23 protein-coding genes are annotated in these 26,542 nt (G+C 69.9%); 14 read left to right on the plus strand and 9 right to left on the minus strand.

Annotated features, from left to right (window positions below; genetic code table 11):
• The first annotated feature begins 87 nt into the window (after window positions 1-87).
• Window positions 88-1,443 carry an MYXO-CTERM sorting domain-containing protein gene (locus tag OEB96_RS15840; RefSeq protein WP_266216698.1) on the plus strand — a complete coding sequence of 452 codons (1,356 nt, stop codon included), beginning with the start codon at window positions 88-90 and terminating at the stop codon, window positions 1,441-1,443.
• A 131-nt stretch (window positions 1,444-1,574) separates the two neighbouring features.
• Here the strand turns inward: OEB96_RS15840 and OEB96_RS15845 are convergent, their stop codons facing one another.
• Entirely contained in the window at window positions 1,575-2,045 is a 471-nt protein-coding gene (locus OEB96_RS15845) for a DUF2062 domain-containing protein (RefSeq protein ID WP_266216700.1), read from the minus strand.
• Window positions 2,046-2,172: 127 nt separating this feature from the next.
• Between OEB96_RS15845 and OEB96_RS15850 the strand changes: the two genes are divergently transcribed.
• The 4 genes from OEB96_RS15850 (at window position 2,173) to OEB96_RS15865 (ending at window position 5,362) form a co-directional block, all read left to right on the plus strand.
• Entirely contained in the window at window positions 2,173-2,832 is a 660-nt protein-coding gene (locus OEB96_RS15850; protein ID WP_266216702.1) for a TetR/AcrR family transcriptional regulator, read from the plus strand.
• Window positions 2,833-2,914: 82 nt separating this feature from the next.
• Window positions 2,915-4,069, plus strand: coding sequence for a ferritin-like domain-containing protein (locus OEB96_RS15855; RefSeq protein ID WP_266216703.1), 1,155 nt, complete (start codon window positions 2,915-2,917; stop codon window positions 4,067-4,069).
• A gap of 16 nt (window positions 4,070-4,085) precedes the next feature.
• Window positions 4,086-4,715, plus strand: a complete 630-nt coding sequence (locus tag OEB96_RS15860; protein WP_266216705.1) for an HAD-IA family hydrolase — start codon at window positions 4,086-4,088, stop codon at window positions 4,713-4,715.
• 281 nt (window positions 4,716-4,996) lie between these two features.
• Complete coding sequence (locus tag OEB96_RS15865; RefSeq protein ID WP_266216706.1) at window positions 4,997-5,362, plus strand: HPF/RaiA family ribosome-associated protein; 366 nt, start codon at window positions 4,997-4,999, stop codon at window positions 5,360-5,362.
• A 125-nt stretch (window positions 5,363-5,487) separates the two neighbouring features.
• On the opposite strand, the gene OEB96_RS15870 is transcribed toward OEB96_RS15865, so the two are convergent.
• From OEB96_RS15870 to OEB96_RS15895, 6 genes are all read right to left on the minus strand, one after another.
• Window positions 5,488-7,719 (minus strand): EAL domain-containing protein, encoded by a 2,232-nt coding sequence (locus OEB96_RS15870; RefSeq protein ID WP_266216708.1) that lies wholly within the window; start codon window positions 7,717-7,719, stop codon window positions 5,488-5,490.
• A 207-nt stretch (window positions 7,720-7,926) separates the two neighbouring features.
• Window positions 7,927-9,249, minus strand: a complete 1,323-nt coding sequence (locus tag OEB96_RS15875) for a glutamate-5-semialdehyde dehydrogenase (protein ID WP_266216710.1) — start codon at window positions 9,247-9,249, stop codon at window positions 7,927-7,929.
• Window positions 9,250-9,272: 23 nt separating this feature from the next.
• A complete protein-coding gene (gene proB, locus OEB96_RS15880; RefSeq protein ID WP_266216711.1) occupies window positions 9,273-10,448 on the minus strand; it encodes a glutamate 5-kinase in 1,176 nt (391 codons plus the stop codon).
• Window positions 10,445-11,044, minus strand: coding sequence for a hypothetical protein (locus OEB96_RS15885; RefSeq protein ID WP_266216712.1), 600 nt, complete (start codon window positions 11,042-11,044; stop codon window positions 10,445-10,447). Before OEB96_RS15885 ends, proB begins: the two co-directional genes overlap by 4 nt.
• Window positions 11,041-12,177 carry a chorismate synthase gene (gene aroC, locus OEB96_RS15890; protein ID WP_266216714.1) on the minus strand — a complete coding sequence of 379 codons (1,137 nt, stop codon included), beginning with the start codon at window positions 12,175-12,177 and terminating at the stop codon, window positions 11,041-11,043. The genes OEB96_RS15885 and aroC overlap by 4 nt, the downstream gene beginning before the upstream one ends.
• Window positions 12,178-12,266: 89 nt before the next feature.
• The gene (locus OEB96_RS15895; protein WP_266216715.1) at window positions 12,267-13,346 is read right to left on the minus strand and encodes a DUF3089 domain-containing protein; all 1,080 of its coding nucleotides are present in this window, start codon (window positions 13,344-13,346) and stop codon (window positions 12,267-12,269) included.
• 89 nt (window positions 13,347-13,435) lie between these two features.
• Here OEB96_RS15895 and OEB96_RS15900 point away from each other — a divergent pair, with 89 nt between their 5' ends.
• The 3 genes from OEB96_RS15900 (at window position 13,436) to OEB96_RS15910 (ending at window position 15,550) form a co-directional block, all read left to right on the plus strand.
• Window positions 13,436-13,777 (plus strand): KTSC domain-containing protein, encoded by a 342-nt coding sequence (locus OEB96_RS15900; RefSeq protein WP_266216717.1) that lies wholly within the window; start codon window positions 13,436-13,438, stop codon window positions 13,775-13,777.
• 200 nt (window positions 13,778-13,977) lie between these two features.
• Window positions 13,978-14,271, plus strand: a complete 294-nt coding sequence (locus OEB96_RS15905) for a hypothetical protein (RefSeq protein ID WP_266216719.1) — start codon at window positions 13,978-13,980, stop codon at window positions 14,269-14,271.
• Between the two features lie 118 nt (window positions 14,272-14,389).
• Entirely contained in the window at window positions 14,390-15,550 is a 1,161-nt protein-coding gene (locus tag OEB96_RS15910) for a phosphatidate phosphatase App1 family protein (RefSeq protein WP_266216720.1), read from the plus strand.
• Window positions 15,551-15,593: 43 nt separating this feature from the next.
• On the opposite strand, the gene OEB96_RS15915 is transcribed toward OEB96_RS15910, so the two are convergent.
• On the minus strand, window positions 15,594-16,508 hold the full coding sequence (locus OEB96_RS15915; protein ID WP_323137402.1) for an alpha/beta fold hydrolase: 915 nt from the start codon (window positions 16,506-16,508) through the stop codon (window positions 15,594-15,596).
• A gap of 401 nt (window positions 16,509-16,909) precedes the next feature.
• On the opposite strand from OEB96_RS15915, the gene OEB96_RS15920 reads away from it, so the two are divergent.
• The 4 genes from OEB96_RS15920 (at window position 16,910) to OEB96_RS15935 (ending at window position 24,121) form a co-directional block, all read left to right on the plus strand.
• Window positions 16,910-17,680, plus strand: coding sequence for a hypothetical protein (locus OEB96_RS15920; protein ID WP_266216723.1), 771 nt, complete (start codon window positions 16,910-16,912; stop codon window positions 17,678-17,680).
• Window positions 17,681-17,826: 146 nt separating this feature from the next.
• Entirely contained in the window at window positions 17,827-20,379 is a 2,553-nt protein-coding gene (locus OEB96_RS15925) for a serine/threonine-protein kinase (RefSeq protein ID WP_266216725.1), read from the plus strand.
• Window positions 20,380-20,709: 330 nt separating this feature from the next.
• A complete protein-coding gene (locus OEB96_RS15930) occupies window positions 20,710-21,507 on the plus strand; it encodes a hypothetical protein (RefSeq protein ID WP_266216726.1) in 798 nt (265 codons plus the stop codon).
• Between the two features lie 130 nt (window positions 21,508-21,637).
• On the plus strand, window positions 21,638-24,121 hold the full coding sequence (locus OEB96_RS15935; protein WP_266216728.1) for a serine/threonine-protein kinase: 2,484 nt from the start codon (window positions 21,638-21,640) through the stop codon (window positions 24,119-24,121).
• A 25-nt stretch (window positions 24,122-24,146) separates the two neighbouring features.
• Here the strand turns inward: OEB96_RS15935 and OEB96_RS15940 are convergent, their stop codons facing one another.
• On the minus strand, window positions 24,147-24,749 hold the full coding sequence (locus OEB96_RS15940) for a hypothetical protein (protein ID WP_266216729.1): 603 nt from the start codon (window positions 24,747-24,749) through the stop codon (window positions 24,147-24,149).
• A gap of 137 nt (window positions 24,750-24,886) precedes the next feature.
• Here OEB96_RS15940 and OEB96_RS15945 point away from each other — a divergent pair, with 137 nt between their 5' ends.
• Both OEB96_RS15945 and xseA read left to right on the plus strand, forming a co-directional pair.
• Window positions 24,887-25,120 (plus strand): SlyX family protein, encoded by a 234-nt coding sequence (locus OEB96_RS15945; protein ID WP_266216731.1) that lies wholly within the window; start codon window positions 24,887-24,889, stop codon window positions 25,118-25,120.
• 39 nt (window positions 25,121-25,159) lie between these two features.
• On the plus strand, window positions 25,160-26,533 hold the full coding sequence (gene xseA / locus OEB96_RS15950) for an exodeoxyribonuclease VII large subunit (protein WP_266216732.1): 1,374 nt from the start codon (window positions 25,160-25,162) through the stop codon (window positions 26,531-26,533).
• Window positions 26,534-26,542: the final 9 nt, after the last annotated feature.

Raw genomic sequence — 26,542 nt, forward strand, 5'->3', positions numbered from 1 at the left:
CACGGTCGTCGTCGGGCGAGCCCGGTTGACACGAGCGTCACCCCGGGCGAGCGTCCCCGAGATTCGCGGAATGCGAGGAGAGAAGTGATGAAGCGGACTTGCTTGATTTCCAGCGCCCTGGCCCTGCTGACCCTTGCCCCCTCGGTGGCCTCCGCCGAGCCCGGCATCCTCTACGTCCCCACCGAGGACATCACGCTGTACCCCACCAACATGGCGCCGTGCGGCGCCTCGGTGAACTCCGCGTTGGGTTGCTACGGCGTGAGCGAGGAGACGGTCGAGCCCCCCTACGCCGACGCGGACAACCTCACCACCGCCCTGGCCAACAACCTGGTCGAGTACGACGTGATGGTCACCAACGTGCGGCCGCCCGAGTACATCTCGTACGTCATGCACCTGGCCAGCGACGATCCGGCGGACATGAGCACGAGCTTCTCGTGCGCGTTTGGTGGCATCAACTGCGAGGCCCGCAACCGCAATGCCATCACCTCCACCTCGGGCACCACGATGAACTGCATCGATCCCGAGGTCGTGCACGCCTCGACCTATGCGTTCGGCCGGGTCTCGGGCCTCGAGGGCGTGGACAACCCCGAGGACTGGATGAACTACGTGGTCGACGTGGGCCCGCTGGCCGGCCCCGACTACGCCATGGCTCCGCTGGGCTTCCAGGACGTGTGCAACGATCGCGTGCAGCAGCAGGGCTTCAACGATCGCGGCATGCAGGTCAGCCTCCCGCTCGAGTGCACCAGCGTCGACCACTTCACCTGCGACGGCCCGGGCGGCATGCAGGGCCAGAACAGCCACCAGGACCTCCTGATGTACTACGGCGCTCGCGTCGAGGACACCGAGGCGCCCGTGCTCTCCAACATCGTGCCCGAGGACGGCGCGGTGCTCATGGCGGGCGACGACCTGGTGCTCGACGTCGACATCTCCGATGGCGACCCCATCGTGGGCGTGCGCTGGACGGTGACGTCGGAGGTCTTCATCGACATCATCGGCTCCGACACCGTCACGCAGTGCACCAACGACGTGTGCGACGCCAACTGGATGGACGCTTCCCCCCTCAAGGCCACCGACAGTGACTGGGAGGTCACCTTCGCCGGTCTGCCGCCGGGCGAGTACGCCATCACCCTCGAGGCGGCCGACTACCACGGCAACATCGCCGACATGGTCAGCGCCACCGTCACCATCATGGGCGAGGACAGCGGCACCAGCGGGCCCATGACCACCGGGGCCGATTCCTCCGGGGGCAACGCCACGAACGACGACAGCAGCGTGTTCACCACCGGTGAGGACGAGAGCGGCGATGGCACCAGCACCAGCTCGCAGGACGACACCGGTGGTGGCGGCTGCAGCTGCCGCACCACGCCCGCTCCCGGCGGCGCGATGCTGATGCTCCTGGGCCTGATGGGCCTGGGCACCCTGCGTCGGCGCCGGCTGTTCTAGGCTGCCCCCGCATCCAGCGGCAGGCAATCAAGCACCCAGCTCGCCCTCGATGAAAGGGCGCGTTGGGTCGGGAAAGCAGCCAGTGAGGGCACGGTTCTCCGCGCGGGGCCGTGCCCTCGAGTGTTGGTTGACTATGGCTCGGATGCGTCGCCGGTCACGACCCGAGCGCGGCGCGATCCATGCTTGGCTTGCCACCGCGCCGACGACCAGTAGAGCAGCGGAAAGGTCAGCACGAAGCCCGCGGCGCAGCAAAGGGCCGCGCCCAGCATGAACGGACCCACCGCGTCGGTGAACAGGTGCCACCAGCCGGGCAGGTCGAGCGCTTGCATCCGAGCCCACGTTGGCAGCTCGCGACCGAGCACGGCCAGGCCGATGTAGAGCTCGGCGAAGTAGAACAGCGGGCCGGTCACCGGGTTGACGACGGCGGTCCCCAGGTACGTGGCGGGCAGGTTGCAGCGCAGCAGCGGCGCCGTGGCCAGCGCCACGAACATGCCCGCGAACGGCACCGGCAGCAGCGACAGCGACAGGCCCAGCGAGAAGCCACCCGCGATCCCACGGGGGCTGCCGTTGAGGGTCATCAGCTTGCGGAGCCACTGCCGCACGGCCTGCCCACCATGACACAACGCCGGTCATCTGCATGACCTGCGTCACTTGCGCGAATTTAATCGACTGATGAGTTCATTCTTCTCTTGCATTCGACTCGCGAGTCGATGAATCTGACCTCCAACGATGGGCCGCCCCCTCGCCAGTGCCAACGCGATCGCCACCCCCGAGCGGGTGCTGGCTGCCGCCGAGCTGGCGTTTGCGGCGGTGGGCTACGGGGCGGCCAAGCTCGCCGACATCGCCAGGCGAGCGGGGATCGGGCGTCCGTCGCTGCTCTACCACTTCGGCAGCAAGGAGGCCCTCTACGCGCGCACCGTGGAGCGCTGCTTCGGCCGCCTGCGCGACGCGTTGGTCGAGTCGATGACGGCCGAGGGCAAGCTGTCCCAGCGCATCGATCGCACGGTGGCGCGCTACGTGGAGTTCCTCGACGCCGAGCCCCAGCTCGCCCGCATCGTGCTGCGAGAGCTGCTCGACGGCAAGGGGCCCGGGCGTCAGATCCTGCTGCGTCAGGTGGTGCCGCTGCTGCACGTGCTCGAGCGCTTCATCCGTGAGCAGGGTGGAAGGGAGCAGGACGGGGCCGCGCTCCGACCCAACGTGCCCATTCGTGCCGCGCTCTTGCAGGTGGGGTCCGACGCCCTGCTGCGTGCCGCGGCTGGGCCGCTACGGCGGCCGCTGTGGGGCTCCGAAGATCACACCGCCGCGCTCGCGCAGCTGCTGCTGTTGCGCGATCCGGTCGACCACGCCCATCGGGCCATCACGACGGCCGCCGATGGCACCGCCGGCTGACGCACCACCGGACTTCACCACCGGACTTCACCACCGGAACTCACCACCGGATCTTCACCACCGCACGCTCGAGGACGATCGCATGCTCACCACCGCCCCCTCTGCCCTCGGCCCCCTGGGCCGCAGCCGCAACCCTCGCGTGTTCCTCGATCTCGCTGGGCCGGCCGTGCGCGGTCTGCTGCTCAAGAAGGGCAAGCGCGATCGTACGGCCCAGATGCCGGCCCACCACCAGGCCCACTTCGACTGGGACTATGAGCGCAACCGGCCCGAGCTCGCCAAGCTCTACGACGCGGCCAAGCGCGACCAGTGGGACGGCGCCACCGCGCTGCCGTGGAGCACCGAGGTCGATCCATTCGACGAGAGCCGCGAGCTGATGCCCGAGCACACGCTGCCGCTGGCCGAGCTGCCCAGCTACCGCTCGCTGCCGCGCCGGCGTCAGGCCGAGCAGCGCGCCGATCTCACGTCGTGGCTGCTGTCGCAGTTCCTGCACGGCGAGCAGGGGGCCCTGTTCGCGGCCTGCCAGGTCACCGAGGCGGTCCAGTGGATGGACGGCAAGCTCTACGGCTCCACCCAGGTGGTCGACGAGGGGCGCCACGTGGAGGTGTTCCACCGCTATCTCGCCGAGAAGCTCGGCAAGGTCTATCCGATCAACGACAACCTCTACACCATCATCGATGCGCTCATGACCGACGGGCGCTGGGACCTCAAGTTCCTGGGCATGCAGATCATGATCGAGGGGCTGGCGCTGGGGGCCTTCGGCACCATGCGTCAGTCGACCCGCGAGCCCCTGCTCAAGGAGCTGCTCCAGTACGTCATCACCGACGAGGCTCGCCACGTGACGTTCGGGGTGGTGGCGCTGCGCGACTACTACGCGGCGCTGCCCGAGCACGAGCGGCGCGATCGCGAGGACTGGGCCTACGAGATCTCCGTGCTGCTGCGCAATCGCTTCCTGGCCCACGAGTTCTATGAGGAGCACTACGCCCACTGCATGTCGCGACGCGAGTGGAACGCCGCGGTGCTGCGCTCGGAGTTCATGGGGCGCTTCCGCAACACCCTGTTTCGGCGGCTCATCCCCAACCTCAAGAGGATCCACCTGCTGTCCGATCGCATACGGCCGCACTACGGCGCGCTGGGGCTGTTGGTCTACGAGCACGACAAGCCCGCCAGCGAGCTGCGGCCCATCGATCTGCTCGAGTGCGATCCCGCCGAGGCCGAGGCCAAGCTCCTTCGCGTCTAGGTGTGGGGTGCCGGCCATGCCGAAGTCATCGCCCCGCGTGCTCCTGCTCGACGTGATGGACACGCTGGTCCACGACCCGTTCTTCGCGGAGATTCCTCGGTTCTTCGGCACGAGCCTGCGGCAGCTGCTGCCGCAGCTACGCGCGGGCGCGTGGGTGGAGTTCGAACTCGATGCGCTCGACGAGGCCACGTTCCTGTCGCGCTTCTTCGCCGACGGGCGTGCGTTCGACGGGCCGGGACTGCTGGCCACGGTGCGCGCGGGGTATCGACTGCTGCCGGGGATCGAGCCGCTGCTCGCGGAGCTGCGCGGGCGCGGGGTGCCGATGCACGCGCTGTCGAACTATCCCCGCTGGTATCGCTACATCGAGGAGGAGCTTCGGCTGTCGCGCTATCTGCAGTGGAGCTTCGTGTCGTGCAACACGGGCGTGCGCAAGCCCGATCCGCAGGCGTACCTGGGCGCTGCCGCGGCGCTGGGCGTCGAGCCGTCGGCGTGCACGTTCGTGGACGATCGGCAGAGCAACTGCGCGGCCGCCTGCTCGGTGGGGATGGACGCGGTGTGCTTCTCCGATGCCGCCTCCCTGCGCTCGGCCCTGGTCGAGCGCGGCGTGCTGGCCGAGGCGCATGCCGTGCTGCCCGACGAGGGGTGAGCGCCTCGCGCCACCTCTCGTGTGTTCATGTCGCTTGATGTCGCACCAAGGATCATGGATCCCTTCAAGTGGCGGGGGACGCCCGTTTGGTCTGGATGGCCGCAAATTTGGGCTCCGGACGCCGGTCCGGTGGGACCGGCCACGGTAACTTTGCTGGCACATTGGCCGGGGTGCCTGTCACACTTGGGGTGTTGCTCCCGACTGGACATCTCACCGCGTCGCGCCGAGCTAGCAAGGGGAGCAACGGTTGGACCTCGGCGCTTCTCAGACAAGGAAGGCCCATGAAGCTCCCATTGGAGATCACGTTTCGCAATGTCGTGCGTACCGACGAGATCGAGGAACGCATTCGGGCGAAGGCCGCCAAGCTCGACCGCTTCTACGACCGCATCACCAGCTGCCGGGTCGTCGTCGAGGCTCCCCATCAGCACCACCAAAAGGGCAACGCCTACCAGGTGCACATCGAGCTGAGCGTTCCGGGGGCCGACATCGTGGTCAACGCAGACAAGCCCAAGCCGGAGCACGCCGACCTCGGCGTGGCCTTGCGTGACGCATTCAATGCCGCGCAGCGGCAGCTCCAGGGCTTCGCCGAGCGCAGCAATCCGGCGCAGTCCGGCGCCCACATGCGAATCACCGACGTGGTGTCCTGAGAACGGCCCTCGAGGGTCCGGCTCGCGCCCGCGGGCCGCACGAAGACCGACGGTGCACCCCGCCGTCGGTCTTCGCGTTTTCCTGGGGCCCAGCCCCAGCGGGGCTCCGCCGCTCCGAGCGAGGCCTACGTGGCGCTGGAGACGGTCGCGCTCGAGTGGGTCTCGGCGCACCGCTGCATCACCACACAGTTGCGTCCGCGCGCCTTGGCTCGCGCCAGCGACTCGTCGGCATCACGGATCATGCCCTCGATCAGCGCATCGAGCTTCTCGCCGTCGCGCATCTGAGCGACCGGGATGCGATCGACGAAGGCACCACCGATGCTCACGGTGGTGCTGCAGCGCTCCTCCACGTTGCTGCGGATGCGCTCGGCCACCTGCAGGGCCCCTTCCTCGTCGACGTCGGGGAGCACGACCACGAACTCCGCGCCGCCAAAGCGCGCCACCAGGTCGCTGTCGCGGCTGCTGCCGTCGATGGCCCGTGCGATGCGAGCGAGCATGCGGTCGCCGGCCTGGTGCCCCTCGACGTCGTTGACGCGACGAAAGCCGTCGACGTCGGCGAGCAGCAGGCCGATGCCGGTCACGCCCTGGCGGCTGACCGACTTGACCGTACGCCGCAGCGCGCCGAACAGGAACCGGCGCGAGAGCACCCCGGTGAGCTCGTCGGTCATGGTCACCCGGCTCAGCCGAGCCTGGGCCCGCGCGCAGGTGATCTGCGAGTCGAGCCGTGCGCACAGGAGCATGGTCGAGGTCTCCCAGCCCACCACGTCGCGCCCGCCCGCCTCGAGGGCCTCCACGACGGCCGGGTGGTCCTCGGGGCCGGCCGTGGCCAGCAGCACGGGGATCTCGGCCGTGTCGGTCGAGCTGCGCAGCGTCTCGCAGATCCGTGCGGCGGGCAGGTCGGGCATGCCCAGCGCCAGCACGACGACCTCGGGCTCCTGCTCGGCCGCCAGCGACAGGCACTCGGCCTCGGTCGCCGCCAGCAGCACCTGGTAGCCCTGTTCCTCGAGGCGCAGCCGCTGGAGCCGACGCCGCGCCTCCTGCGGGTCGACCAGCAGCACCCGGCCGCGGGTGTGGCTGTGATCGGGGCTGGAGTGGGGGCGCGTGACGGCGACGACGGGGCTGACGCCATCGGGGTGCCCGCGGTGCAGCATCGCGGTGGCCGCGGGGGCCGGCATCGGGCGGCCGAACAGGTAGCCCTGGCCCAGCTCGCAGCCCAGCGCGCGCACGAACCGGAGCTGCTCGGCGGTCTCGATGCCCTCGGCCGTGGTGCTCTTGCCCAGGCCCGCGGCCAGGTTGACGATGGCGCGCACGATCTCGGCCCCTCCTTCCTGTGGGCCATGGCCCAGGCGTGCGAGGAACGAGCGGTCGACCTTGATGCCGTCGATGGGGAAGCGGTGCAGGCACGACAGCGCCGAGTAGCCCACGCCGAAGTCGTCGAGCAGCACGCGGATCTTCATGGCGCGGATCCGGTGCAGCACCGCGCGGGCGGCGTCGTCGTCCTCGATCAGCAGGTTCTCGGTGATCTCCACCCCCAGCGAGCCGGGAGCCAGCCCCGAGTCGGGCAACTGCTCGGCCAGTACCTCGAGCAGATCGGAGTCGGCGATCTGGCACGGCGAGAGGTTGATGTTCATCAGCAGCGCCGGGTGGCCGTCGCGCTGCCAGGTGCGGGTCTGCTCGAGCACCTTGGGGAGCAGACGACGGAACAGCGACGGCATCAGGCCGGCTTCCTCGGCCACCGCGATGAAGTCGCCGGGCGGGACCAGGCCGCGCGTGGGGTGGCGCCAGCGCACCAGCGATTCGAACCCTGCGATCTCACCGGTGTGGAGCCACACCAGCGGTTGGTAGAACGGCTCGAGCTCGTCGCGCTCGATGGCGCCGCGCAGCTCGTGGTCGAGCTCGAGGCGCTCGTGCAGCACTTGACGACTGGGCAGCGCCGCGGCGGCGTCGTGCAGGGCATCGGGTCGGAGCTGGCGCTCGAACGCCTTGCGCTCCACCGCGCAGACCAGGCTCCGCTGCAGCAGCGATGGCTCGAGCGCCCCCTTGAACAGGCAGTCCTGGGCGCCTTCGCCGATGACGCCGCTTGCGGCTTCGTCCTCGGCCTCGCTCGTCAACACCACGATGGGCAGGCCGGGCATCGCCGTGCAGGCACGACGCACGGTGTCCATGCCGCTGCTGTCGGGCAGGGTGAGGTCGAGCAGCACGGCGTCGAGGGCCTCGGTGCCGGCGAGCTCGAGTGCGGTCTCGAGGCGACCGGCGTGCACGACCTCGAAGTCGCGCTGGCACTCGCGCAGCAGCTCGTGAACCAGCCGAGCATCGGCGGGATCGTCTTCGACCAGCAGCAGGCGCAGGATGCTCATCGACAGCGGGCGGGGCAGCGGACGGCGACCAGGCGGCCCTCGAACACAGTCCGTGAGGATTGCAGTATGGACGATCGCGGCCGGCCGGTACAAGCGAGGTTCACCACGCGCGCGCGCTGGATCTCGGCAACGGGTGATCGGATTGCGTGTGAGGGCGCGGTTGGTGGCGTAGGGGTTTCCCGTGTCGGATGTGGGACGTGTTCGCGCTCAGTCGGGGGGAGTCCGCGTGCGATGGACGAACGCGCGCTTGCCTGGCCCGTAGTCGCTGGCGACCTGTCCCTCGCCGCGCAACAGCCAGCGGTAGGTGACCAGGCCCTCCACGCCCACGGGACCGCGTGCATGGAGCTTGCCGGTGCTGATGCCCACCTCGGCCCCCAGGCCATAGCGGTAGCCGTCGGCAAAGCGGGTGCTGGCGTTGTGGAACACCCCCGCTGCATCCACGGCCGCGAGGAAGGTGGACGCGGCGAGCGGATCGCTGGCCACGATCGCCTCGGTGTGGCGCGAGCCGTAGCGCTCGATGTGGGCGAGCGCGTCGTCGAGGTGCTCCACGCGCTTGATCGAGAGGACGAGCTCGCCGTACTCGGTCGACCAGTCCTCGTCGGTGGCGGGGAGCAGGTCCGGGTGCTTGGCCCGGGTGGCCTCGCAGCCCCGCAGCTCCACTCCATGGCGCCGCAGGGCCTCGAGCGCCGCGAGCAGGGCCGGCTCGGCCCCAGGCTCCCACAGCAGGGTCTCGATCGAGTTGCACGCGGCGGGATAGCTGCACTTGGCGTCCACGGCGATCCGTGCCGCCATCGGCGGGGAGGCCGTGTGATGCAGGTAGAGGTGGCACAGGCCCTCGGCGTGGCCGAGCACGGGGATCGAGGTTCGCGATTGCACGTGGCGCACGAAGGCCGAGGAGCCCCGGGCGATCACCAGGTCGATCCCTCGCTCGAGCTTCAGCAGGGCGTCGACCTCCGCGCGGTCCTCGAGGAGCGTGACGGCAGCCGGGTGCAATCCTTGCGCGTGCAGGGCGTCGCGCAGCCGTCGGACGAGGGCGGCGTTGCTGCGCCGAGCTTCCCGGCCCCCCTTGAGCAGCACGGCGTTGCCGGTGCGCAGGGCCAGCCCGGCGATCTGTGGGACCGCGTCGGGGCGGGCCTCGAACACCACGCCCAGCACGCCCAGCGGGCAGCTCACGCGGCGCAGCACCAGGCCGTCGTCGAGCTCGCGCTCGAGCTCGATCCGACCGATCAGGTCGACCTGATCGGCGAGCTGGCCGAGCCCGTCGCACAGACCGTCGAGCTTCTTGTCGCTCAGCGCGAGTCGGTCGACCAGCGCGGGGGCCAGCTCGCCGCGGTCGCGCAGGGCCTCGGCCTCGCGCAGATCCTCGGCGTTGGCCGCGAGGATCTGCCCGCGGGCATCGGGCCGGGCCAGCTCGTCGGCGAGCGCCAGCAGGACCGAGCGGCGGTCGGGTCCGGTGGCGCGGGCAAGCTGGGCACCGGCCGCCCGCGCAAGGCGTGCGAGCTGGCGGACGTGTTCGGAGGGATCGGCCATCGGCGGTGCTCCCGTCGCCCGTGCTAGACCTCGCCGAGCACGAGGTTGTCGCGGGTGACCAGCGCATCGTAGCCCCGGAATCCCAGGACGCGGTCGATCTCGGAGCTATGGCGCCCTGCGAGCGCTCGACAGGCGTCCGCGTCGTAGTTGACCACGCCGCGCCCATGCACGCGGCCGCTGCCGTCGCGGATTTCCACCACGTCGCCGCGCAGGAACTCGCCCTCGATCCGCAGCACCCCGATGGGCAGCAGCGAGGCCTTGCGCTCGGAGAGCGCGGCGAGGGCCCCGGCGTTGACCACCAGGGCGCCCTGATGCGCGCGTCCGATGGCGATGTGGCGCCGCCTGGCCGGTCGAGGCGCGGGCGACCACAGGATCGTGCCGAGATCCTCGCCGCGGAGCGCCCGGGTGAGCGCGCCGGGCTGCGTGCCATCGAGGATGAGCACGGGCAAGCCGGCCTCGGTGGCCAGGCGGGCGGCCTCGAGCTTGGAGCTCATGCCTCCGGTTCCGCCGCTCGATCGCCCCTGGGTGAGCGCCCGTAGCTCGGAGGCCACGCCGGTCAGCTCGGGGATCCGCGTCGCGCCATCGTCGTGGCTCGGGTTGGCGGTGTAGAGCCCGTCCACGTTGGTCATCAGCACCAGCAGATCGGCGTCCACCGCCACCGCGACCCGGGCCGAGAGCCCGTCGTTGTCGCCGAAGGCCGGCTCGGGAGCGTCGTCGTCGCTCGACGCTCGGATGTGCTCGACCAGCTCCCGCACGCTGACGCTGTCGTTCTCGTTGAGCACGGGCAGCGTGCGCAGCTCGAGCAGGCGCAGCAGCGTGGTGCGCACGCACAGCGCCCGGTCGCGGTCGGCGAGGTCGTCCTGGGTCAGGAGCACCTGGGCGGCCACCACCCCCAGCTGCGCCAGGGCCTGGGTGTAGAGCGCCATCAAGTGACCCTGGCCCACCGCAGCGCACGCCTGTCGCAGGCCCAGCGAGGAGGGGCGCTCGGCCAGTCCGAGCACCCGCGAGCCCATGCCCACGGCGCCGCTGGTGACCAGGAGCACCGCGCTGCCCTCGCGGTGGAGCCGGCCCAGCTCCTCCACGATGCCGTAGAGGCGGCCCAGAGCCAGCTCGAAGCCGTCGCGGGTGACCACGGCCGTGCCGACCTTGACCACGATCCGGCGGGCGCGGGACAGCGCGCTGCGCTGCGTGATGCTCATGGCAGCCACCTCGTGGGATCGTCGATCGAGCCGGGGGCTCGGACGCGGCCGCGACGCTGGCTGGCGATCGCCTGACGAGCATCGTCGAGCAGCGATGGGGGGACCCGAACCCGCCCGCGCTTGCCCTCGAGCACCAGGCCGCCCCGCAGCACGTCGCGTCGGACCGCCGTGATCGCCTCGAGGGGGAGGCGCTCGGCGTGGCCGTGACGATCGACGCCGATGATTCCCGCGTCGGTGACCAGCACGGCGCGCTGGTTGGCACGCTCGCGCAGCAGCACCAGGGCCGCCGGGGACAGCAGCGCCGCGATCGGCTTCCACAGCTCGCGCCAGGGCTGCAGCCAGAAATGGGGCGCCAACACGCTCACGAACCCGAGGATCGCCAGCGCGGCCACGAACACCAGGGCCACGGGACCCACGTGGGTGCGATCCTTCTCGTCCCACCACACCAGCGCCTCGCCGAACACGAGATGGCGGGCGAGGTCGTTGGGCACGGGGCCGGGGGACGGGGGCGCGCCCGGGGCCAATATGCGGGGGCCGCGGGGGCCACCGCTGCCGCCGTCGGGCGTCGGATTGCTGGATACCAGCTGCAAGGTCATGGGAGCAGCTCCTCGACGCGCACGCCCAGGCGCCGCAGTAGGTGATCGCACAGCACCAGCGCGCACATGGCCTCGACCATGGGCACGGCCCGGGGCAACACGCAGGGATCGTGGCGGCCGCGGGCGGTGAGCGTGGCGGCCTTGCCCTGGCGATCGACGGTGTCTTGCGGCTGGAAGATCGTCGCCACCGGCTTGAACGCCACCCCGAAGCGGATCGTTTCGCCGTTGCTCAGGCCGCCCTGGATGCCGCCGCTGCGATTGGTGCGGGTACGGATGCCGACCTCCCCGAAGGGGGTGCTGGGCGGGCGCTCGGGCGCGGGTACGAACGCATCGTTGTGCTCCGAGCCGCGCATGAGCGTCGCGGCGAAGCCTTCACCCAGCTCGAAGCCGCGCGAGGCGGGCAGGCTCATCATGGCCGCGGCCAGGTCGGCGCCGAGCTTGTCGAACACCGGCTCGCCGAGGCCGGGCGGAACCCCCCGCGCCACGCAGCGCAGCACGCCGCCCACGGTGTCGCGATCGTGGCGGGCGGCCTCGATCACCTCGGTCATGCGCGCGGCTGCATCGGGGTCGGGACAGCGGACCTCGTGGGCGTCGACCTCGGCGCGGGTGATCGACTCGGGATCGACGGGCGGGCACTGGACCGCGTGCACCTGGTCGACCCACGCCACGATCGAGATCCCGTGGAGCCGCTCGAGCAGGTCCTCGGCGAGGGCCCCGGCCGCCACGCGTCCCACCGTCTCGCGCGCCGAGGCCCGTCCTCCGCCCGCCACGAAGCGCAGGCCATAGCGGGCATCGTAGGTGTAGTCGGCGTGGGACGGACGGTACAGCCGTTGGAGCTCGTCGTAGTGCTGCGGCTTGGCGTCCTCGTTCCTCACCCACATCGAGATCGGAGTGCCGAGGGTCAGGCCCGACTCGGGGTCGATGCCGCTGCCCACCTCGATCGCATCGGGCTCGCGTCGGCTCGAGCTCAGGCGACTCCGACCCGGGCGACGACGATCGAGCTGCGCCTGGATCCGTGCGTGGGGGAACGGGTGCCCTGCCGGGCAGCCGTCGACGACCACCCCCACGACTCCGCCGTGGGACTCGCCGAAGGTGGTCACGACGAAGCGCTCGCCGAAGGCATTGCCCGGCATGGATGGGCGAAGGTAGCAGGGGCCACGGTGTCGGCGCCATCGTCGAGCGCGATGCCGAAGCGTGGGCGCCGCGGAAGCGGTGGCGGCCCTCAGCGTCCGAAGGCTTCCACCCGCTGCGCCGCGTTGCGGCGCAGGCCCAGGTAGAACATCTGGTACTCGATCGGGTGGTAGTTGTCCGGCCCCATCGTCCACAGCAGCAGCCGGCTCATGAAGTCGCGCTCGGGATCTCCCATCGTGGTGACCACCAGGGCCCCATCCACGCACTGGGCATCGGCGAACGCGGGCTTGATCGCCGGGGCATCGGTGTCGAGGAACAGCGCTCCGGCGTTGGCACTGGCGGGGGCATGGGTACCGTCGGTGGTCCACGTGATCGGGTTGACGCAGAGCCGGTCGCGCATCGGGTCGGGATCGTCGGCGTCGAATTCGAGGCCGTTGGGTCGATACTCCGGTCCTCGAGCGTTCCAGCCGACCACGCATCCGGTCTGATCGGGTCGCTCGCACGGGGGCACCAGGGGCGAGCGCTGGTCGGGACGGAGCGGGGCTCCGATGAGGTACGCGGCGACCATTCGTGCCTGGACCGGCTGGCCCGCGATGCGCTCGCGCAGCAATCGAGCGCCGATGACGGCGCCCTGGCTGTGGCCCGCGAGGATGAACGGGCGGTCGCCCGTGTGGGCGAGGAACTCGTCGAACGCAGCCGAGACATCGGACAGCGCGACCTCGATCGCACGCTCGCTCTCGGCGTCGGGATGGACGAACGCCCGCCCGTTGGCCTGCCGGTAGCGGGGCGCATACACGGCGCAGCAGGCGTTGAAGGCACTGGCCTGGATCAGGGTACCACCACGGGTGGTGGCCTCGAGCGTCGCGGGGTCGTCGACCGAGGCGTTCCACGTCGGCCCCAGCGCCGTCGTGGGGTGCAGGTAGAACACGTCGACCGGCGCGGTGCGCTGATCGCCGGCCGGCAGCTCGGAGATCGCCACGTCGGCGCCATCCTCGAGCTCGGGCCGCGCAGCCCAGGCCTCGGGGCGCCGGTAGTCGGGCGCCGGTGGAGTCGCGGCGGGATCGAACGGCCCCGGGTCCAGCACGCGCATGATCCAGCGGTCCATGGTCGCGAGCGCGACGACCACCGCGACGACCGCCACGCCCACGAGCACGGCGAGGACGCGAAGCATCCGTTTCATCCTCGGCCGCATGCCGCGAGAGGCTACGCCAATTCACGCCGAGGATGCATCGGACCTGCCAACGGTCGTATCGTGCGTCCATGGAGCGAGCCCCCGTCGAGTCCAAGGCGCTGCGTTCGGTCGGCTACGACGCCGAGGCTCGCGTGCTCGAGCTGGAGTTCTCGGGGGGCAAGGTCTACCAGTACCTCGACGTGTCCCCCGAGCTGCACGCGTGGCTCATGCGTTCGAAGGACAAGATGGCGGTGTTCCGCAACAAGATCGATGGTTGCTTCGAGTATCGACGGATCGATCACCTCGACCCGAGCGCGCCGAGCCTCGAAGACGCGCTGCGGGCCTCGCTGGCCGCGGGCCCGCGGCCGCCGGGGGGCGAAGTGCCGCCGGGGGGCGACGTGCCGCCGGGGGACGAGCACGACGAGCCTTGACTTGATCGAATGCGCGCGGTCGATCGCGATCGCTGGTGTCGAGCGCTCGCGCGATCACGAGCCTCGTGCGCGGTCCAGCGCGCATGGGAGCGCGAGGGCGAGCGTCGAGGATCGGCATCGCGCACGCTCGACGCCGATGCGCGAAAACTGGTCGGGTCGTCCTGGACGCGCCGCGGTCGAGGGGCCGCTACCGTCGATGCGTGAAGCGTGGACGCTTGCGACCGGGGGAGGTTCCCACCTCCTACGGCTGGTACGACCGTCGATCGGGCACCATCGATCTGGTTGCTCTGGCGCTCGAGTCGATGACCGGCGTGCGCGCCCGGCCCGTGCTGACCGAGCCGCCGCCATGGATCCTGGCGCTCGAATTGCCGACGCAGGTGCCTCGTGCGTCGCTGGCCGAGCTGGCTCGCGTCAGCGGGCTGGCCTGTCGCGCGTGGGTCGACGCGGGTCGTCCCGGGCTCGACGATCTGCCTCCCGCGGCTCGTCATCCATGACCTCCCGTCGCGGTTCTGCACGGCACCGTACGCAGAGTCCGTGGTCGGTCTTGTGACCACCGCGTGGCGGGTGTCACGATGCTCACCCGTGCCGCTCGTTGCTTCACGCTCGTCGTTGGTGCTCGTCCCTCTGGCCGTGCTGCTGTGCGCGTGTTCCCGAGGGGCCGAGCCCGGTGATTCCGGTGGGCCCGCCGGGGTCGCCGCCCCGCCCGCCTCGACCACGCCACCGAAGGCCGCGCAGGTGCCCCTGGCCGAGGTCGAGCCGAGCACGCTCTCGCGCGACGAGACGGTCGCGTTCTTGCCGACGTTCGCGGTGGTCCGCGACGGGCACTGGAAGGCGCCGGTGGACGCGTGGGTCTACGAGCCCGAGGAAGACGGCCTGGGTCGCAAAGCCCTGATCGAGAGCATGGCCGAGCTGCTCGAGCTGGCCCCGGGCTCTCCCGACGAGCAGCTCGTGGCCAACAACCTCCGGCCGTTCGTGGTGGACAACGAGCGCGGCAAGTGGGTCGCGCTGCGACGAGGGGCCCATGCCGTGCGGGTGGGCCCCACCGAGCCCAACGGCCGGGCCTCGGGAAGCCTCGAGATTCCCGAGGGGGATCCTGCGACCGTGGGCGAGGGGGCGCCGCCCTGGGTGGAGCTCGAGGTCGTGATGCCATCGGGCGACCCGCGGCGCTTCTCCGCGTGGGTGCAGCTGCTGCCCGACGAGGGGGTCTCGGTGATCTCCGACATCGACGACACGATCAAGATCACCAACGTGCTCGACCATCAGGAGATGTTGGCCAACACCTTCCTCCGTCCGTGGCAGGCGGTGCCGGGCATGGCGGCGGCCTACCAGCGCTGGGCCGAGCAAGGCGTGGCGTTCCACTACGTCTCCGCCTCGCCGCTGCCCTTGCTCGGGGCGCTCGGCGAGCTGGCGAGCCGCGAGGGCTTCCCCCGTGGCTCGCTCGCCCTGCGACCGTTTCGCTGGACCGACGGCACCGCGCTCGAGCTGCTCGACCCCTCGGAGAGCTACAAGCGCGCCGTGATCTTCGCGATCATGGAATCGTTCCAGCACCGCGGGTTCGTGCTGGTGGGCGACACGGGCGAGCGCGACCCCGAGATCTACGCCGACGTGGCTCGGCGCTTCCCCGATCGCGTGCGTGCGATCTACTTGCGCGACCCCGTGGCGGGTGGGACGCCGTCGCTGGCCGCGCGGCTCGACGTGGTGTTCGAGGGCCTGCCGCGCCCGCTGTGGCAGGTGATCGCCGACGGCGGGGGGCTGCCCGAGGCGCCGGGTTAGACCGGTCGGGGTCGGCGCATCGGGGTCGGCGCCAGAGTCGGGCTCAGCTGGCCGACGGCTCGTCCTCGTCGAGGAACGCGAGCACGGCCTCGCGCCACGCCGTGGCGGCCTCGATGGGGATGGTGTGGCCCGCGTTGGGAAACGTGACGTGGCGGCCACCGAGGCGCCGCGCGAGCTCGGCGACCTCGGTGGGCGGCGCGAGTCGATCGAGTGCGCCTCCCATCACCAACGTCGGGCACCGCACGCGCTCGGCCAGCGCGGCCGTCGTCCACGGTGAGCCCTCGGGCGCCTCGAGCGTCTGGAGGAACAGCGCGCGAATGCCCTCGAACGAGTTGCGCTGCATCACGGCGGTGACCATGGGTTCCACGAGGTCGGCATGCTGCTCGAGGTAGGCCGGCCCCACGATGTCGGGCAGGCTGATGCGCGCGAGCGCTTCGAGGTTGCCGGTGCCCAGCGCCGCGATCCAGCCCTGCACGATGAGCCGACCGACCACGCCGCGATCGATGCCCAGGCCCGACAGCACCAGCCGGCGGACGAGCTGCGGGCGGCTCGCGGCCACGCTCAGGCACACCCGAGCGCCAAACGAGAAGCCGCAGAGATCGAACGGCGTGGGCAGCTCGAGCGCATGCACCAGGGACACGAGATCATCGACGTGCTGAGCCAGATCGGCTCTCTCGATCGAGAGCACGGTGGACCCTTGACCACGCGCTTCGTAGGCAAGGACGGGGCGCGACTTCGAGAGCGGCCGAATCTGACCACCCCAGCTGGCCAGGGTCTGGGTCATGCCACCGAGGAGCACGAGAGGCGGCGAGGAATTCCCCTTCGTCCGGAGATCGGGCTTCCGATCGAGGGATGGCTCGATCGGGGGCTCGATCGGAGGTCGACGGAGATCGAAGCGCACGCGTCCAGTCGCCGATTCGCCGGCAACGGGGTCGGAAATGCTCACGAAGTCGGGCACGAGGCGCGAATTAGCACGACATGCCCTTGCTCGTCGTGCGCGTGACTACGATCGTGTCAGGGACACTCCGATGGCGATGTGGATGCAATGCAAGCGAGCCAACCCATCGCGGCCATAGTGACACCACGGACCTAACGATTCGGGGTTTTCCGTCGGTGTGGGGTGTAATTTGCGTGACGAAGGGCAGGGGACCAACTTGGTACGCAACAAACTGGGCCGTATCGTCGATCTTCGGTTGACCGAGGGGGGCCATCGAAACTATGTTGATCATAGTTTCGTAACGCCACTGTTTGGCCGGGATCGGGGGATTACCGGGCAAGCGTCGAGTGGCACGATCATCGCCCTTCTTTCGGGGTACGGGGGTATGCACAATGGATACGAGAATTCGAGGCATCGGCCTCTTGATTGGTTCACTGGCACTCTTGCTCACGGCATGTGACACGTCGGACGATGCCTACTGGGACGAGGTGGATGACCTCGAGCTCCGCGGTGATGGCGGCGACGGCGGGCAGATCGTTCCGCCGGGCTACATCTTCAATGGGCTCGAGAATCCGAACGTGACCGGGATCAGCGCCGCCAATGCATTGAGCACCAATGAGGGCATGGCGCCGACCATCGATCTGCTCACGGACGCCAACAAGTACAAGACCGCCAAGTACCTGGTCGAGTGCGCGCTGCCAGCCGGGCAGAGCGTCACCAAGGACCTCGGCGGCCAGTCGCTCGTCTTCAATGGTCACCTTGGCCTTGCGCCCGAGTGGAAGGACGGCGTGTGCGATCAGGACTGCCAAGAGTGGGTCTCGGCCTGCTTGCTCGCGCGTACCAACACCTCCGGCGATACCGTGTTGGTCTACCTGAAGGGTCATCCTGCGCTTGGCTACGAGCCGCCGCCGGGCGCGCTCCTCGAGGCCGGCTTTTGGGGGAACCTCTTCGACGACAACGACGAGAAGTACCTGTGCAAGGGGTCGGGCCACTCCGTGGTCGAGGCCATCCGCAGCGGGCGAACCTGCTTGACCGGCGGCTGGTGCGGCTTCACGGCCTACTCCAAGTGCGATCAGCAAGAGCGCTGCGCCATGGCCGGCCCCAACGATGACGTCCCGTCCGATTGTCAGAGCGGCAGTCAAGCCCAAGGGCCCGCCCAGAACACGATCTCCACGTGGCTCCTCGTTCAGTAGCGGCCGTTCCTGCTGCCGCTGCACCGTGGAGCCCATCATGGGCCACGGAGGAGGGTCTGCGTCACGAGACGACCTCTCCCCACCCTTGAGGGGTTCACTTACGGGGATGCCTTGGTTGGCCTACACTGGAGCGAAGGTCGGGGCGCATGACGCCCCGGCCGGAGCCCTCGGTGTCGACCTACGAGCTACCCACCAAGGAGATCGCGGATGCGGATGCTCCGTCGATCGTTCCGTCGGGTCGCCCGCGATCGGAAGCGAACAAGGCCGCCGAAGAGCCCGAGACCGAGCTCTCGCAGGGCGACTTCGTGGGGCGCTACTCGGTGCTCAGCTGTCTCGGTCGCGGGGGCATGGGCGTGGTCTACAAGGCCTACGACCCTCAGCTCGATCGCAACGTTGCGCTCAAGCTGCTGCGGCGTGGACGTGGCTCGGTCCACGCCGACCTCCGCCTCCTGCGCGAGGCTCAGACGCTCGCCAAGCTCAAGCACCCGAACGTCGTTGCGGTCTACGATGCGGGCCTGACCCATCACGGCGTGTTCATCGCCATGGAGCTGCTCGCGGGCAAGTCCCTCAACGAGTGGCTCGAGGCCACGCCTCGCACCGTGGGTGAGATCATCGAGGTGTTCCGCGCCGCCGGGCGAGGCCTCATCGCGGCGCACGACGCGGGCTTCGTGCACCGCGACTTCAAGCCGTCCAACGTGCTCGTCGAAGACGACGGGTCGGTGCGAGTGCTCGACTTCGGGCTCGCGCACTCGGTCCAGGATGCGCGATCGGACGATGACCTCGCCGCGCTCGGCGATTCCGATCCGTTCGAGCGCGACCTCGGCCAGTACCCCTCGGGGTCGCGCGACGTGTTCGCCACCCAGGCGGGAACCCTGGTCGGAACTCCCGCCTTCATGGCTCCCGAGCAGCTGCTCGGCGGCCGTGGAGATCACCGGAGCGAGCAGTTTGCGTTTGCGATGTCACTCTACGTCGCGCTCTACGATCGCTCGCCGCTGGGCGGCGAGACCTACGAAGAGCGGCGAGCGACCATGGAGCAGGGCCTGCGGGTCCCCGAGCAGCACCTCGAGCGCAGCGCCAACGGCGAGCGGGTTCCGCCGCGCATCCGCCAGGTCATCCAGCGCGGTCTGGCCGACGATCCCAAGGACCGCTTCGCATCGATGGCGGAGCTGCTCGAGCAGCTCGAGCAGCCGCCGTCGCGCTGGCGCCTGATCGCCATCGCGGGGTTCACCCTCCTGGCCGGCTTCGGGGTGGGCGCGATGGTGTTCGAAAAGCCCGAGGAGCAGCCCTGCGCCGATCCGTCGAGCGCGCTCGAGGGCACATGGGGGCCCGCCGATCGGGCGCGGGTCGAGGAGACCTTCCTCGGCCATGGCGAGCTCGTGTCGAGCGCGTTCGTCCAGGTACGCGACCAGCTCGATCGCTACGCGACGGATTGGGTCGACATGTACGGGGAGTCGTGCAAGGCCACCTTCATCAGCCATCAACAGTCGGAGCTGCTGTTCGATCGTCGCATGCGATGTCTACGGCGGCGTAGGAATCGCCTGCGTCAGGCCATCGACTCGCTGGTGTCGGCCGAGACTCCGGCCGTGCTCACCCAGCGTACGATCGTGCCGTTCAAGCTGCCGTCGCTCGATGGTTGTGCGGACCTGGAGCAGCTGACCGTCGAGCAATCGCTGCCCGACGACGAGGAGCTGCGCCGGCGGATCGAGCAGCTCCGAGAGCGGATCGACGAGGCAGATACGCTGTACGATGCGGGGGAGTTCAAGCAGGGGCTCGAGCTCGCAGCGACGGCGGCCGCCGAGGCGCGCGAGCTGGGATATCCGCTCGCGCTGGACGAGGCGCTGTGGTCCCTGGGGCGGCTGCAGCTCGCGGGCGGGTCGGCTCGCGAAGCCCAGACGACGCTCGAGGAGGCCGTGCTGATGGCATCCGAAGCGGGCGACGATCGCAATGCCGCGGCGGCATGGACGGGCCTGGTGTTCAGCTTGGCGATCCAGCGGCGCTTCGATGGCGCCGCCGCGACGGAGCTCGCGGCTCGTGCCGCAGTGGCGCGATCGGGTGACGAGGAGATGCGGGGCTGGCTGCTCAACAGCCTGGGGGTTCTGTACACCCAGCAGGGCGATGCGAAGCAAGGGCAGCAGTACATGCGCGAGGCGCTCGAGGCGAAGGCGAAGGCCCTCGGGAGCGATCACGTCGACGTCGCGATCTCCTGGTACAACCTCGGCAGCTCCGTGGTCGACGAAGATCCCGACGCCGCCCGGGAAGCGTTCGAGCACGCGCGCAGGATCTTCTTGGTCACCGTGGGGGAGAGGCACCCCATGACGCTCTACGTGACCACGGGGCTGTGCAAGGTCGAGCGCATTCGCGGGCATGCCGAGGCCGCGGTCGAGCTGTGCAGCGGGGCACTGGCGCACTTCGAGGCCTATCCCACGTCGTCGTGGTGGATGGGCCAGGTGAGCTTCGCGCTGGCCGAGGCGCAGTGGGATGTCGGCATGCACGAGGCCGCTCGCGAGAATGCCGAGAAGGCTCGAGTCCACCTGCTCACCGACGATCCCACCACGGCTCAGCGCATTGGCGAGTGGATCGAGGATCCCGAGGGGACCGCGGGGCGCAAGCAAGATCGCGAGGTCACGGCCGACGCCGAGGTGGGCAAGGACGAGGAGTCGACCGAGCCCGAGGCGCTCGAGGCTCGGGATCGGCCATGACCCGAGCGGCGCGCGAGAACGATCGGGAACTCGAACACTGCTGTCGAACCAACGCCTCCGCGGGCATCGTGCCACCGTAGTTCCTGGCAACCCGAAATCACGATCGAGTCTCAGGGTAATTCGAGTTACAGCAGATGGTTCCAGTGCTTGGACCGCGAGAGAAAGCGACATCGATGGGTCGATCTACCGTTGACCCCGAGACCCTCATGCTCTTATGGTGCACATGTCGGCTTGCTCGAACCTTCCGTTGGGGGACGGAGGGACGGGGTTTCGAGGCGACGATCCTATTTCGGGGTACGGGGGTACACAGTGAATACGCGAGTTCGAGGCGTGAGCCTCTTGATTGGTTCATTGGCGCTGTCACTTTCTGCATGCAGCGCTGCGGATGATGGTTCGGATTTCGGGCTCGAGGGCGAGCTCGGGTTTCGTGGCGGCGGTGGCGATGGTGGCGTGATCCAGCCGCCCGTCGGCGAGCCCTGGATCCGCAACGGCCTCGAAGATCCAGACGTGAGTGGGATCAATCCCGCCCACGCGCTGAACACCGAGGCCGGCATGTCGACCGCCGTCGGGCTGCTCGAGGACCCCGATGCGTGGAGCACCGCGCAGTACCTGGTGGAGTGCGCCCTGCCGGCCGATCGCAGCATCACCAAGGTGGTCGAAGGCGAGACGCTGGTGCTGAACGGCCTCATCGGCTTGGCGCCGGAGTGGGAGGACGATGCGTGCGACGAGGACTGCCAAGAGTGGGTCTCGGCGTGCTTGCTCGCCCGCGCCAACGAGTCGGGACAGACCGTGCACATCCTGATGCAGGCCGAGCACGAGGCCATCGGCTACGGAGTGCCGCAGGGCGCGGTGCTCGAGGCGGGCTTCTACGGCAACCTGTTCGCCGATGCGGACCAGCAGTACCTGTGCAAGGGCTCGCTGGCGGGACTGGTGGCGGCGCGGCGTGAGGGGCGGACGTGCTCGCTGGGCGCCGGGTCGTGCGACTTCACCACCTACCTGTCGTGCAGCTACAACTCGCGCTGCAATCTCGCCGGCCCCTCGCAGAACGTACCGAGCAACTGCAAGAAGGGCCTGTTCTCCAACTCGGCACCCTACCACACCATCGCCACCTACATGCTTCCGCAGTAGCGACGGCGTCGCAGCGAGCTCGGCTCGACCCTGGACCATCACCGGGGTTCCCTGACGCAGCGAGCCGAGTCGTCATACACTACGCGCCGACCCGAGTCCCCACGAGGGGGCCGAGGTCGGAGCCCACGTGGTGGCCACGCTCGACCTGCCGACCAAGGACCTCGACTCTCGAGCGAGCGAGCAGTGCTCGCTGGTCAGCGACGGACGGCTCGAGCGAGCGGGGCAACCAACCGAGGCGGTCGAAGCAGAAGAAGAGCTGGCCCAGGGCGAGTCCGTGGGGCGCTACTCGGTGCTCAGCTGTCTGGGCCGCGGGGGGATGGGGGTGGTCTACAAGGCCTACGACCCTCAGCTCGATCGCAACGTGGCGCTCAAGCTCCTGCGGCGCGGTCGCGCCTCCATGCAGGCCGAGCTGCGTCTGTTGCGTGAGGCCCAGACGCTGGCCAAGCTCAAGCACCCCAACGTGGTAGCCGTGTACGACGCGGGCCTGGCCCACCACGGGGTGTTCATCGCGATGGAGCTCCTGGCGGGCAAGACCGTCAGCGAGTGGCTCGAGGAGAAGACCCGCAGCGTCCAGGAGATCCTCGAGGTGTTCCGGGCCGCCGGACGGGGGCTGGTGGCCGCTCACGACGCGGGGTTCGTGCACCGCGACTTCAAGCCGTCCAACGTGCTGGTCGAGGACGACGGCGCCGTGCGAGTGGTGGACTTCGGGCTGGCCTACGCGCTCGACGAGGGCGGCGGCGAACCGGGGGGCTCGGCCGTCGCGCCCGATGTGCCCCTTGCCGACGCGCGCATGTCGAGGTCGGGCCGGATCTACGCCACCGAAGCGGGCACGCTGGTGGGCACGCCGGCCTTCATGGCGCCCGAGCAGGTCCTCGGCACGCGGGGTGATCACCGCAGCGAGCAGTTCGCGTTCGCGATGTCGCTCTACGTCGCGCTCTACGATCGCTCGCCGCTGGCCGGCGAGACCTACGACGAGCGCCGCGCCACCATCGAGCAGGGGGTCAGGATCCCCGAGCGCGCGCTCGAGCGCAGCGCCAGCGGCGAGCGGGTGCCACCGCGGGTTCGCCAGGTCATCGTGCGAGGCTTGGCCTCGGATCCCAACGAGCGCTTCGGCTCCATGGCGGAGCTGCTGGCCCAGCTCGAGGAGCCGCCGTCGCACTGGGGACGGCTCGCCATCGTGGGGTTCACCTTGATGGCGGGCTTCGGGGTGGGGGCGGTGGTGTTCGACGAGAGCCCGAAGGACGAGCCCTGTGCCGAGTCCTGGGCGACGCTCGAGGGCACGTGGGGACCGGACGAGCGCGCGGCGCTCGAGGCGAAATTCGCCGAGGGCAGCGATCGGACGCTGGCGAGCGCAGGGCCCCGCGTACGAGCACAGCTCGATCGCTATGCCGCGGACTGGGTGCGCATGTACGACGAGTCGTGCCGAGCCACGTTCGTGCATCGCCAGCAATCCGAGCGTCTGTTCGATCAGCGCATGGGATGTCTCGAGCGCAGACGCAACCGGCTGCGCTCGACCATCGATGCGCTCCTGGAGGCGAAGACGCCCAAGGCGCTCCTCGAGCGCACGGTGATCCCATTCCAGCTACCGGGGCTGGAGGCATGTGCAGATCTCGAGGCGGTGATGGCAGGGCAGCCGCTGCCGGAGGATCCGCAGACGCGCGAGCGCATCGGCCGGCTCCGCGAGCGCATCGACGAGGCCGACACGCACAAGGAGTCGGGGGACTTCGAGCGCGGCATCGCGATCGCGACCGAGGCGGTGTCGGACGCGCGAGCGCTGGGGTACCGGCCGGTGCTCGCGGAGGCGCTGAAGTCGCTGGGGGGCCTCCAGCTCGACGGCGCATCGGCCCACGACGCCGAGCAGACGCTCCGCGAGGCGATCATGGTTGCGGCCGAGGCCAAGGACGCCCGTACCGAGGCCGCCGCGTGGACCGATCTGCTGTTCGGCTACGTGCTCCAGGGGCGCGGGCAGACGGCCATCGATCAGGAGCTGGCGGCGCGCGCGGCCGTGGCTCGAGCCGACGACGACGTGGTGCGGAGCTGGATGCTCAACAGCCTGGGCGCGCTGTACAGCGAGCGGGGTGACTCGCAGCGATCGCGCGAGCTGCTGCGCGAGGCGCTGGAGGTCAAGCAAGAGGCGCTCGGGGCCGGGCACGTGGACGTGGGGATCTCCTGGTACAATCTGGGCTATGCGCTGGTGGCCCACGGCGCGCTCGATGAGGCTCGGGATGCGTTCGAGCAGGCACGGGCGATCTTCGAGGCCACGGTGGGCGATGCCCATCCGCTGTATCAGCACAGCAAGGGCGGCCTTTGCCGGGTGGAGCAGGCCCAAGGGAATGCCGCCGCGGCGATGGTGCTGTGCAGCGAGGTGCTGGCCTACATCGAAGCCACGGCGCAGGCGCCCTCGTGGCGGTGCAACACGGCGTTCACGCTGGCCCAGGCGCAGTGGAGTGCAAGCCAGCACGAGCAGGCGCGCCGCACTGCGGAGCAAGCCCGGCGCTACTCGGAGAACCCGATGATGACGGAGAGGATCGATCGGTGGCTCGCGGATCCGAGTGCATTCGGGCGCGGCGAGGCCAAGGACGAGACCGAACCCCCCGAGTCCGGGGAGCTCTGAGGGCGTGCTCGATCGAGCACGGCCTTCACCCCCACGGTTCGTCGGGATTCCGATCCCCGTCACACACCGCGCGCGGCAGGCTGCATCCCCCTTCGCCCTCGCCTCGGGCCGCGTCCACGCATGCCTGGCAGGTCTGTGGGGTTTGCCGACACGAGTCCTCGCAAGCCGCCTCGGCGCAGTGCACCAGGGCCCCGAAGATCCGGATCGTGTCGGCATCGGTGCGGGCGAAGCATTGATCCGCGCACGCGAGCGACTCGGAGAGGTCGCACTCGCCCAGGCACGACTCCAGCTCGGGACAGGTGAGCACCTTGTAGGTGCCCGGCTCCACACACCAGCAGGCGTGCTGGCCGGTGGCCGTGGCGATGCACGAGAAATTGAGCAAGCCGCCGCAGGCGGCCGGACAGTCGACCTCGCTCAGGACCCCATCGGCGGGTCCACAGCTCGCCACCCGGTCCTGATCGAGGCATCGATCATCGTTCAAGACCTCGCACGGGCCACCGTCGGTGTCCCCGGTGCTGGCCCCGGCCTCGTCGCCGCCCGTTTCCGTGGCCGCGGGCTGCGGATCCGACTCCAGCTCCTGGAAGAAATCGCAGCCCGGCCCGAAGGAACAACATGTGATCAGTGCCACGGTGGGCCACCTCGAGGATCGGCTCGGGCGCATGGATGCCCATGAAACGGCGAAAATGCGGCCGGCCCAAATTACCTGCGGGCTCCGTGCGCTGGTCTCTCGGCCATTGCGGGAAAAACGGCTATGCTAGCCTACACATGCCTGGCGCGGAGCCCCCCCGGGGGGAAGACGGCAGCAACGAGGTCCATGTGAGGCTCAGCGAGCTCGAGATTCGATCCGAATTCCACGCGCGAACCGTGGAAGACCTCGATGCCGTCGTCAGGGACTTCGCCGAGCGCGTGGCTCGGCTCGAGCGGGAGCTCAAGGAGCTCCGCTCCCAGCTCCAGGGCCTCGGCGGCTCCGACGACGAGGACGAAGACGACCGCCCCTAGCCGGCTCTTCGCGCCGCACCATCGCGATCGAGCGTCCTCGTGGGTCAGAGCAAGCTCTCGTTTCGCGCCCCTTCGCAGCCGTCGGGGCCCACGGTGTGGACGGTGGGTCAGGTGGTGCGCGGAGCCAACCGGGCGCTCGAGCAGCGCTTTGGCCTGCTGTGGATCGAAGGCGAGCTGACCGGTCTCAAGCTCGCGGCCAGCGGCCACGCCTACTTCACCCTCGTCGACGACGACGCGGCGCTACCGGTCGCGATGTGGCGCACCAGCGTGGAGCGGCTGCGTTTTCGGCTGGTCGACGGCCAGGTGCTGCGCGTGCAGGGGCGCCTGGGGATCTTCGCCAAGCAGGGCAAGTTCCAGTTCTACGCCGAGCATGCCGAGCCCGCGGGGCTCGGCGCGATGATGCTGGAGCTCGAGCAGCGCAAGCAGAGGCTGGCGGCCGACGGCCTGCTCGCGGCGGAGCGCAAGCGCGAGCTGCCGCCGTGGCCGCGCGCGATCGGAGTGGTCACCTCGGCCCACGGCGCGGCGATCCACGACATCCTCGAGGTCGCACGCCGCCGCTGTCCCAGCCACGTGATCCTGTCGCCCGCGGTGGTACAGGGGCCCGATGCTCCGCGCTCGCTGGTGCGGGCGCTGCAGCGGGTCCAGCGGTGGCCGGGGGTGGGGGTGGTGATCATCGGGCGCGGGGGAGGCTCGGCCGAGGATCTGTGGGCGTTCAACGACGAGCGCCTGGCGAGGGCGGTGGCCGCGTGTCCGGTGCCGGTGGTCTCGGCGGTGGGGCACGAGGTCGACGTGACGATCTGCGATCTGGTGGCCGATCTGCGCGCCGCCACGCCATCGCATGCAGCCGAGCTGGTGGTGCCCGACCTCCATGCGGTGCTGCAGCGCCTCGATGCGCTGTCGCGGCGCCTGGCCCGAGCGCTCGAGCGCAGCACGCTCGACGAGCGTGCCCGCCTCGAGGCCGGTCGTGCGCGGCTGCACGGGCTGGGCCTGCGTCTGCACCAGGCACACCGCGAGCGCCTCGGTGGTCTCGTGCGCCGTCTGCAGGCCCACCACCCGCAGCGCCGGGTGGCCCGTGATCGCCGAAGGCTGGAGGGACTGGTGGCGCGCCTGCGTGCGGCCGGCCGCGAGCTCGCGCCCAGCGCCCGTATGCGCCTGGCCACGCTCGATCGTCGACTCGTGACGATCGGCGGCGCGCTCCCTCGGACGGCCCGCGTGCGCCTGGCTCGCGCGGCGGGGGCGCTGCAAGCCCTGTCGCCGCTGGGGGTGCTCGAGCGCGGATATGCGGTGGCCACCGATGCGAGCGGCCGGGCGCTCTGCGATGCCCGCCGCGTGCAGGAGGGCGACGAGATCGCGCTTCGGCTGCACCGAGGGCGCTTGCGGGCCCGCGTGTTCGAACGCGAGGACGACCCGTAGCCAGACCAT

This window comes from Paraliomyxa miuraensis (assembly GCF_026337845.1).
In the GTDB taxonomy this organism is placed as follows: domain Bacteria; phylum Myxococcota_A; class Polyangia; order Nannocystales; family Nannocystaceae; genus Paraliomyxa; species Paraliomyxa miuraensis.

What these genes read in the sequence shown, in the direction of transcription:
- OEB96_RS15855 (WP_266216703.1), top strand. Translation starts at nt 2,915, where the DNA reads ATGCTCACCACCGCCCCCTCTGCCCTCGGCCCCCTGGGCCGCAGCCGC.
- OEB96_RS15860 (WP_266216705.1), top strand. Translation starts at nt 4,086, where the DNA reads ATGCCGAAGTCATCGCCCCGCGTGCTCCTGCTCGACGTGATGGACACG.
- OEB96_RS15895 (WP_266216715.1), bottom strand. Translation starts at nt 13,346, where the DNA reads ATGCTTCGCGTCCTCGCCGTGCTCGTGGGCGTGGCGGTCGTCGCGGTG.
- OEB96_RS15885 (WP_266216712.1), bottom strand. Translation starts at nt 11,044, where the DNA reads ATGACCTTGCAGCTGGTATCCAGCAATCCGACGCCCGACGGCGGCAGC.
- OEB96_RS15870 (WP_266216708.1), bottom strand. Translation starts at nt 7,719, where the DNA reads ATGAGCATCCTGCGCCTGCTGCTGGTCGAAGACGATCCCGCCGATGCT.
- OEB96_RS15840 (WP_266216698.1), top strand. Translation starts at nt 88, where the DNA reads ATGAAGCGGACTTGCTTGATTTCCAGCGCCCTGGCCCTGCTGACCCTT.
- OEB96_RS15850 (WP_266216702.1), top strand. Translation starts at nt 2,173, where the DNA reads ATGGGCCGCCCCCTCGCCAGTGCCAACGCGATCGCCACCCCCGAGCGG.
- OEB96_RS15925 (WP_266216725.1), top strand. Translation starts at nt 17,827, where the DNA reads ATGACGCCCCGGCCGGAGCCCTCGGTGTCGACCTACGAGCTACCCACC.
- OEB96_RS15900 (WP_266216717.1), top strand. Translation starts at nt 13,436, where the DNA reads ATGGAGCGAGCCCCCGTCGAGTCCAAGGCGCTGCGTTCGGTCGGCTAC.
- aroC (WP_266216714.1), bottom strand. Translation starts at nt 12,177, where the DNA reads ATGCCGGGCAATGCCTTCGGCGAGCGCTTCGTCGTGACCACCTTCGGC.
- proB (WP_266216711.1), bottom strand. Translation starts at nt 10,448, where the DNA reads ATGAGCATCACGCAGCGCAGCGCGCTGTCCCGCGCCCGCCGGATCGTG.
- OEB96_RS15945 (WP_266216731.1), top strand. Translation starts at nt 24,887, where the DNA reads ATGCCTGGCGCGGAGCCCCCCCGGGGGGAAGACGGCAGCAACGAGGTC.
- OEB96_RS15865 (WP_266216706.1), top strand. Translation starts at nt 4,997, where the DNA reads ATGAAGCTCCCATTGGAGATCACGTTTCGCAATGTCGTGCGTACCGAC.
- OEB96_RS15875 (WP_266216710.1), bottom strand. Translation starts at nt 9,249, where the DNA reads ATGGCCGATCCCTCCGAACACGTCCGCCAGCTCGCACGCCTTGCGCGG.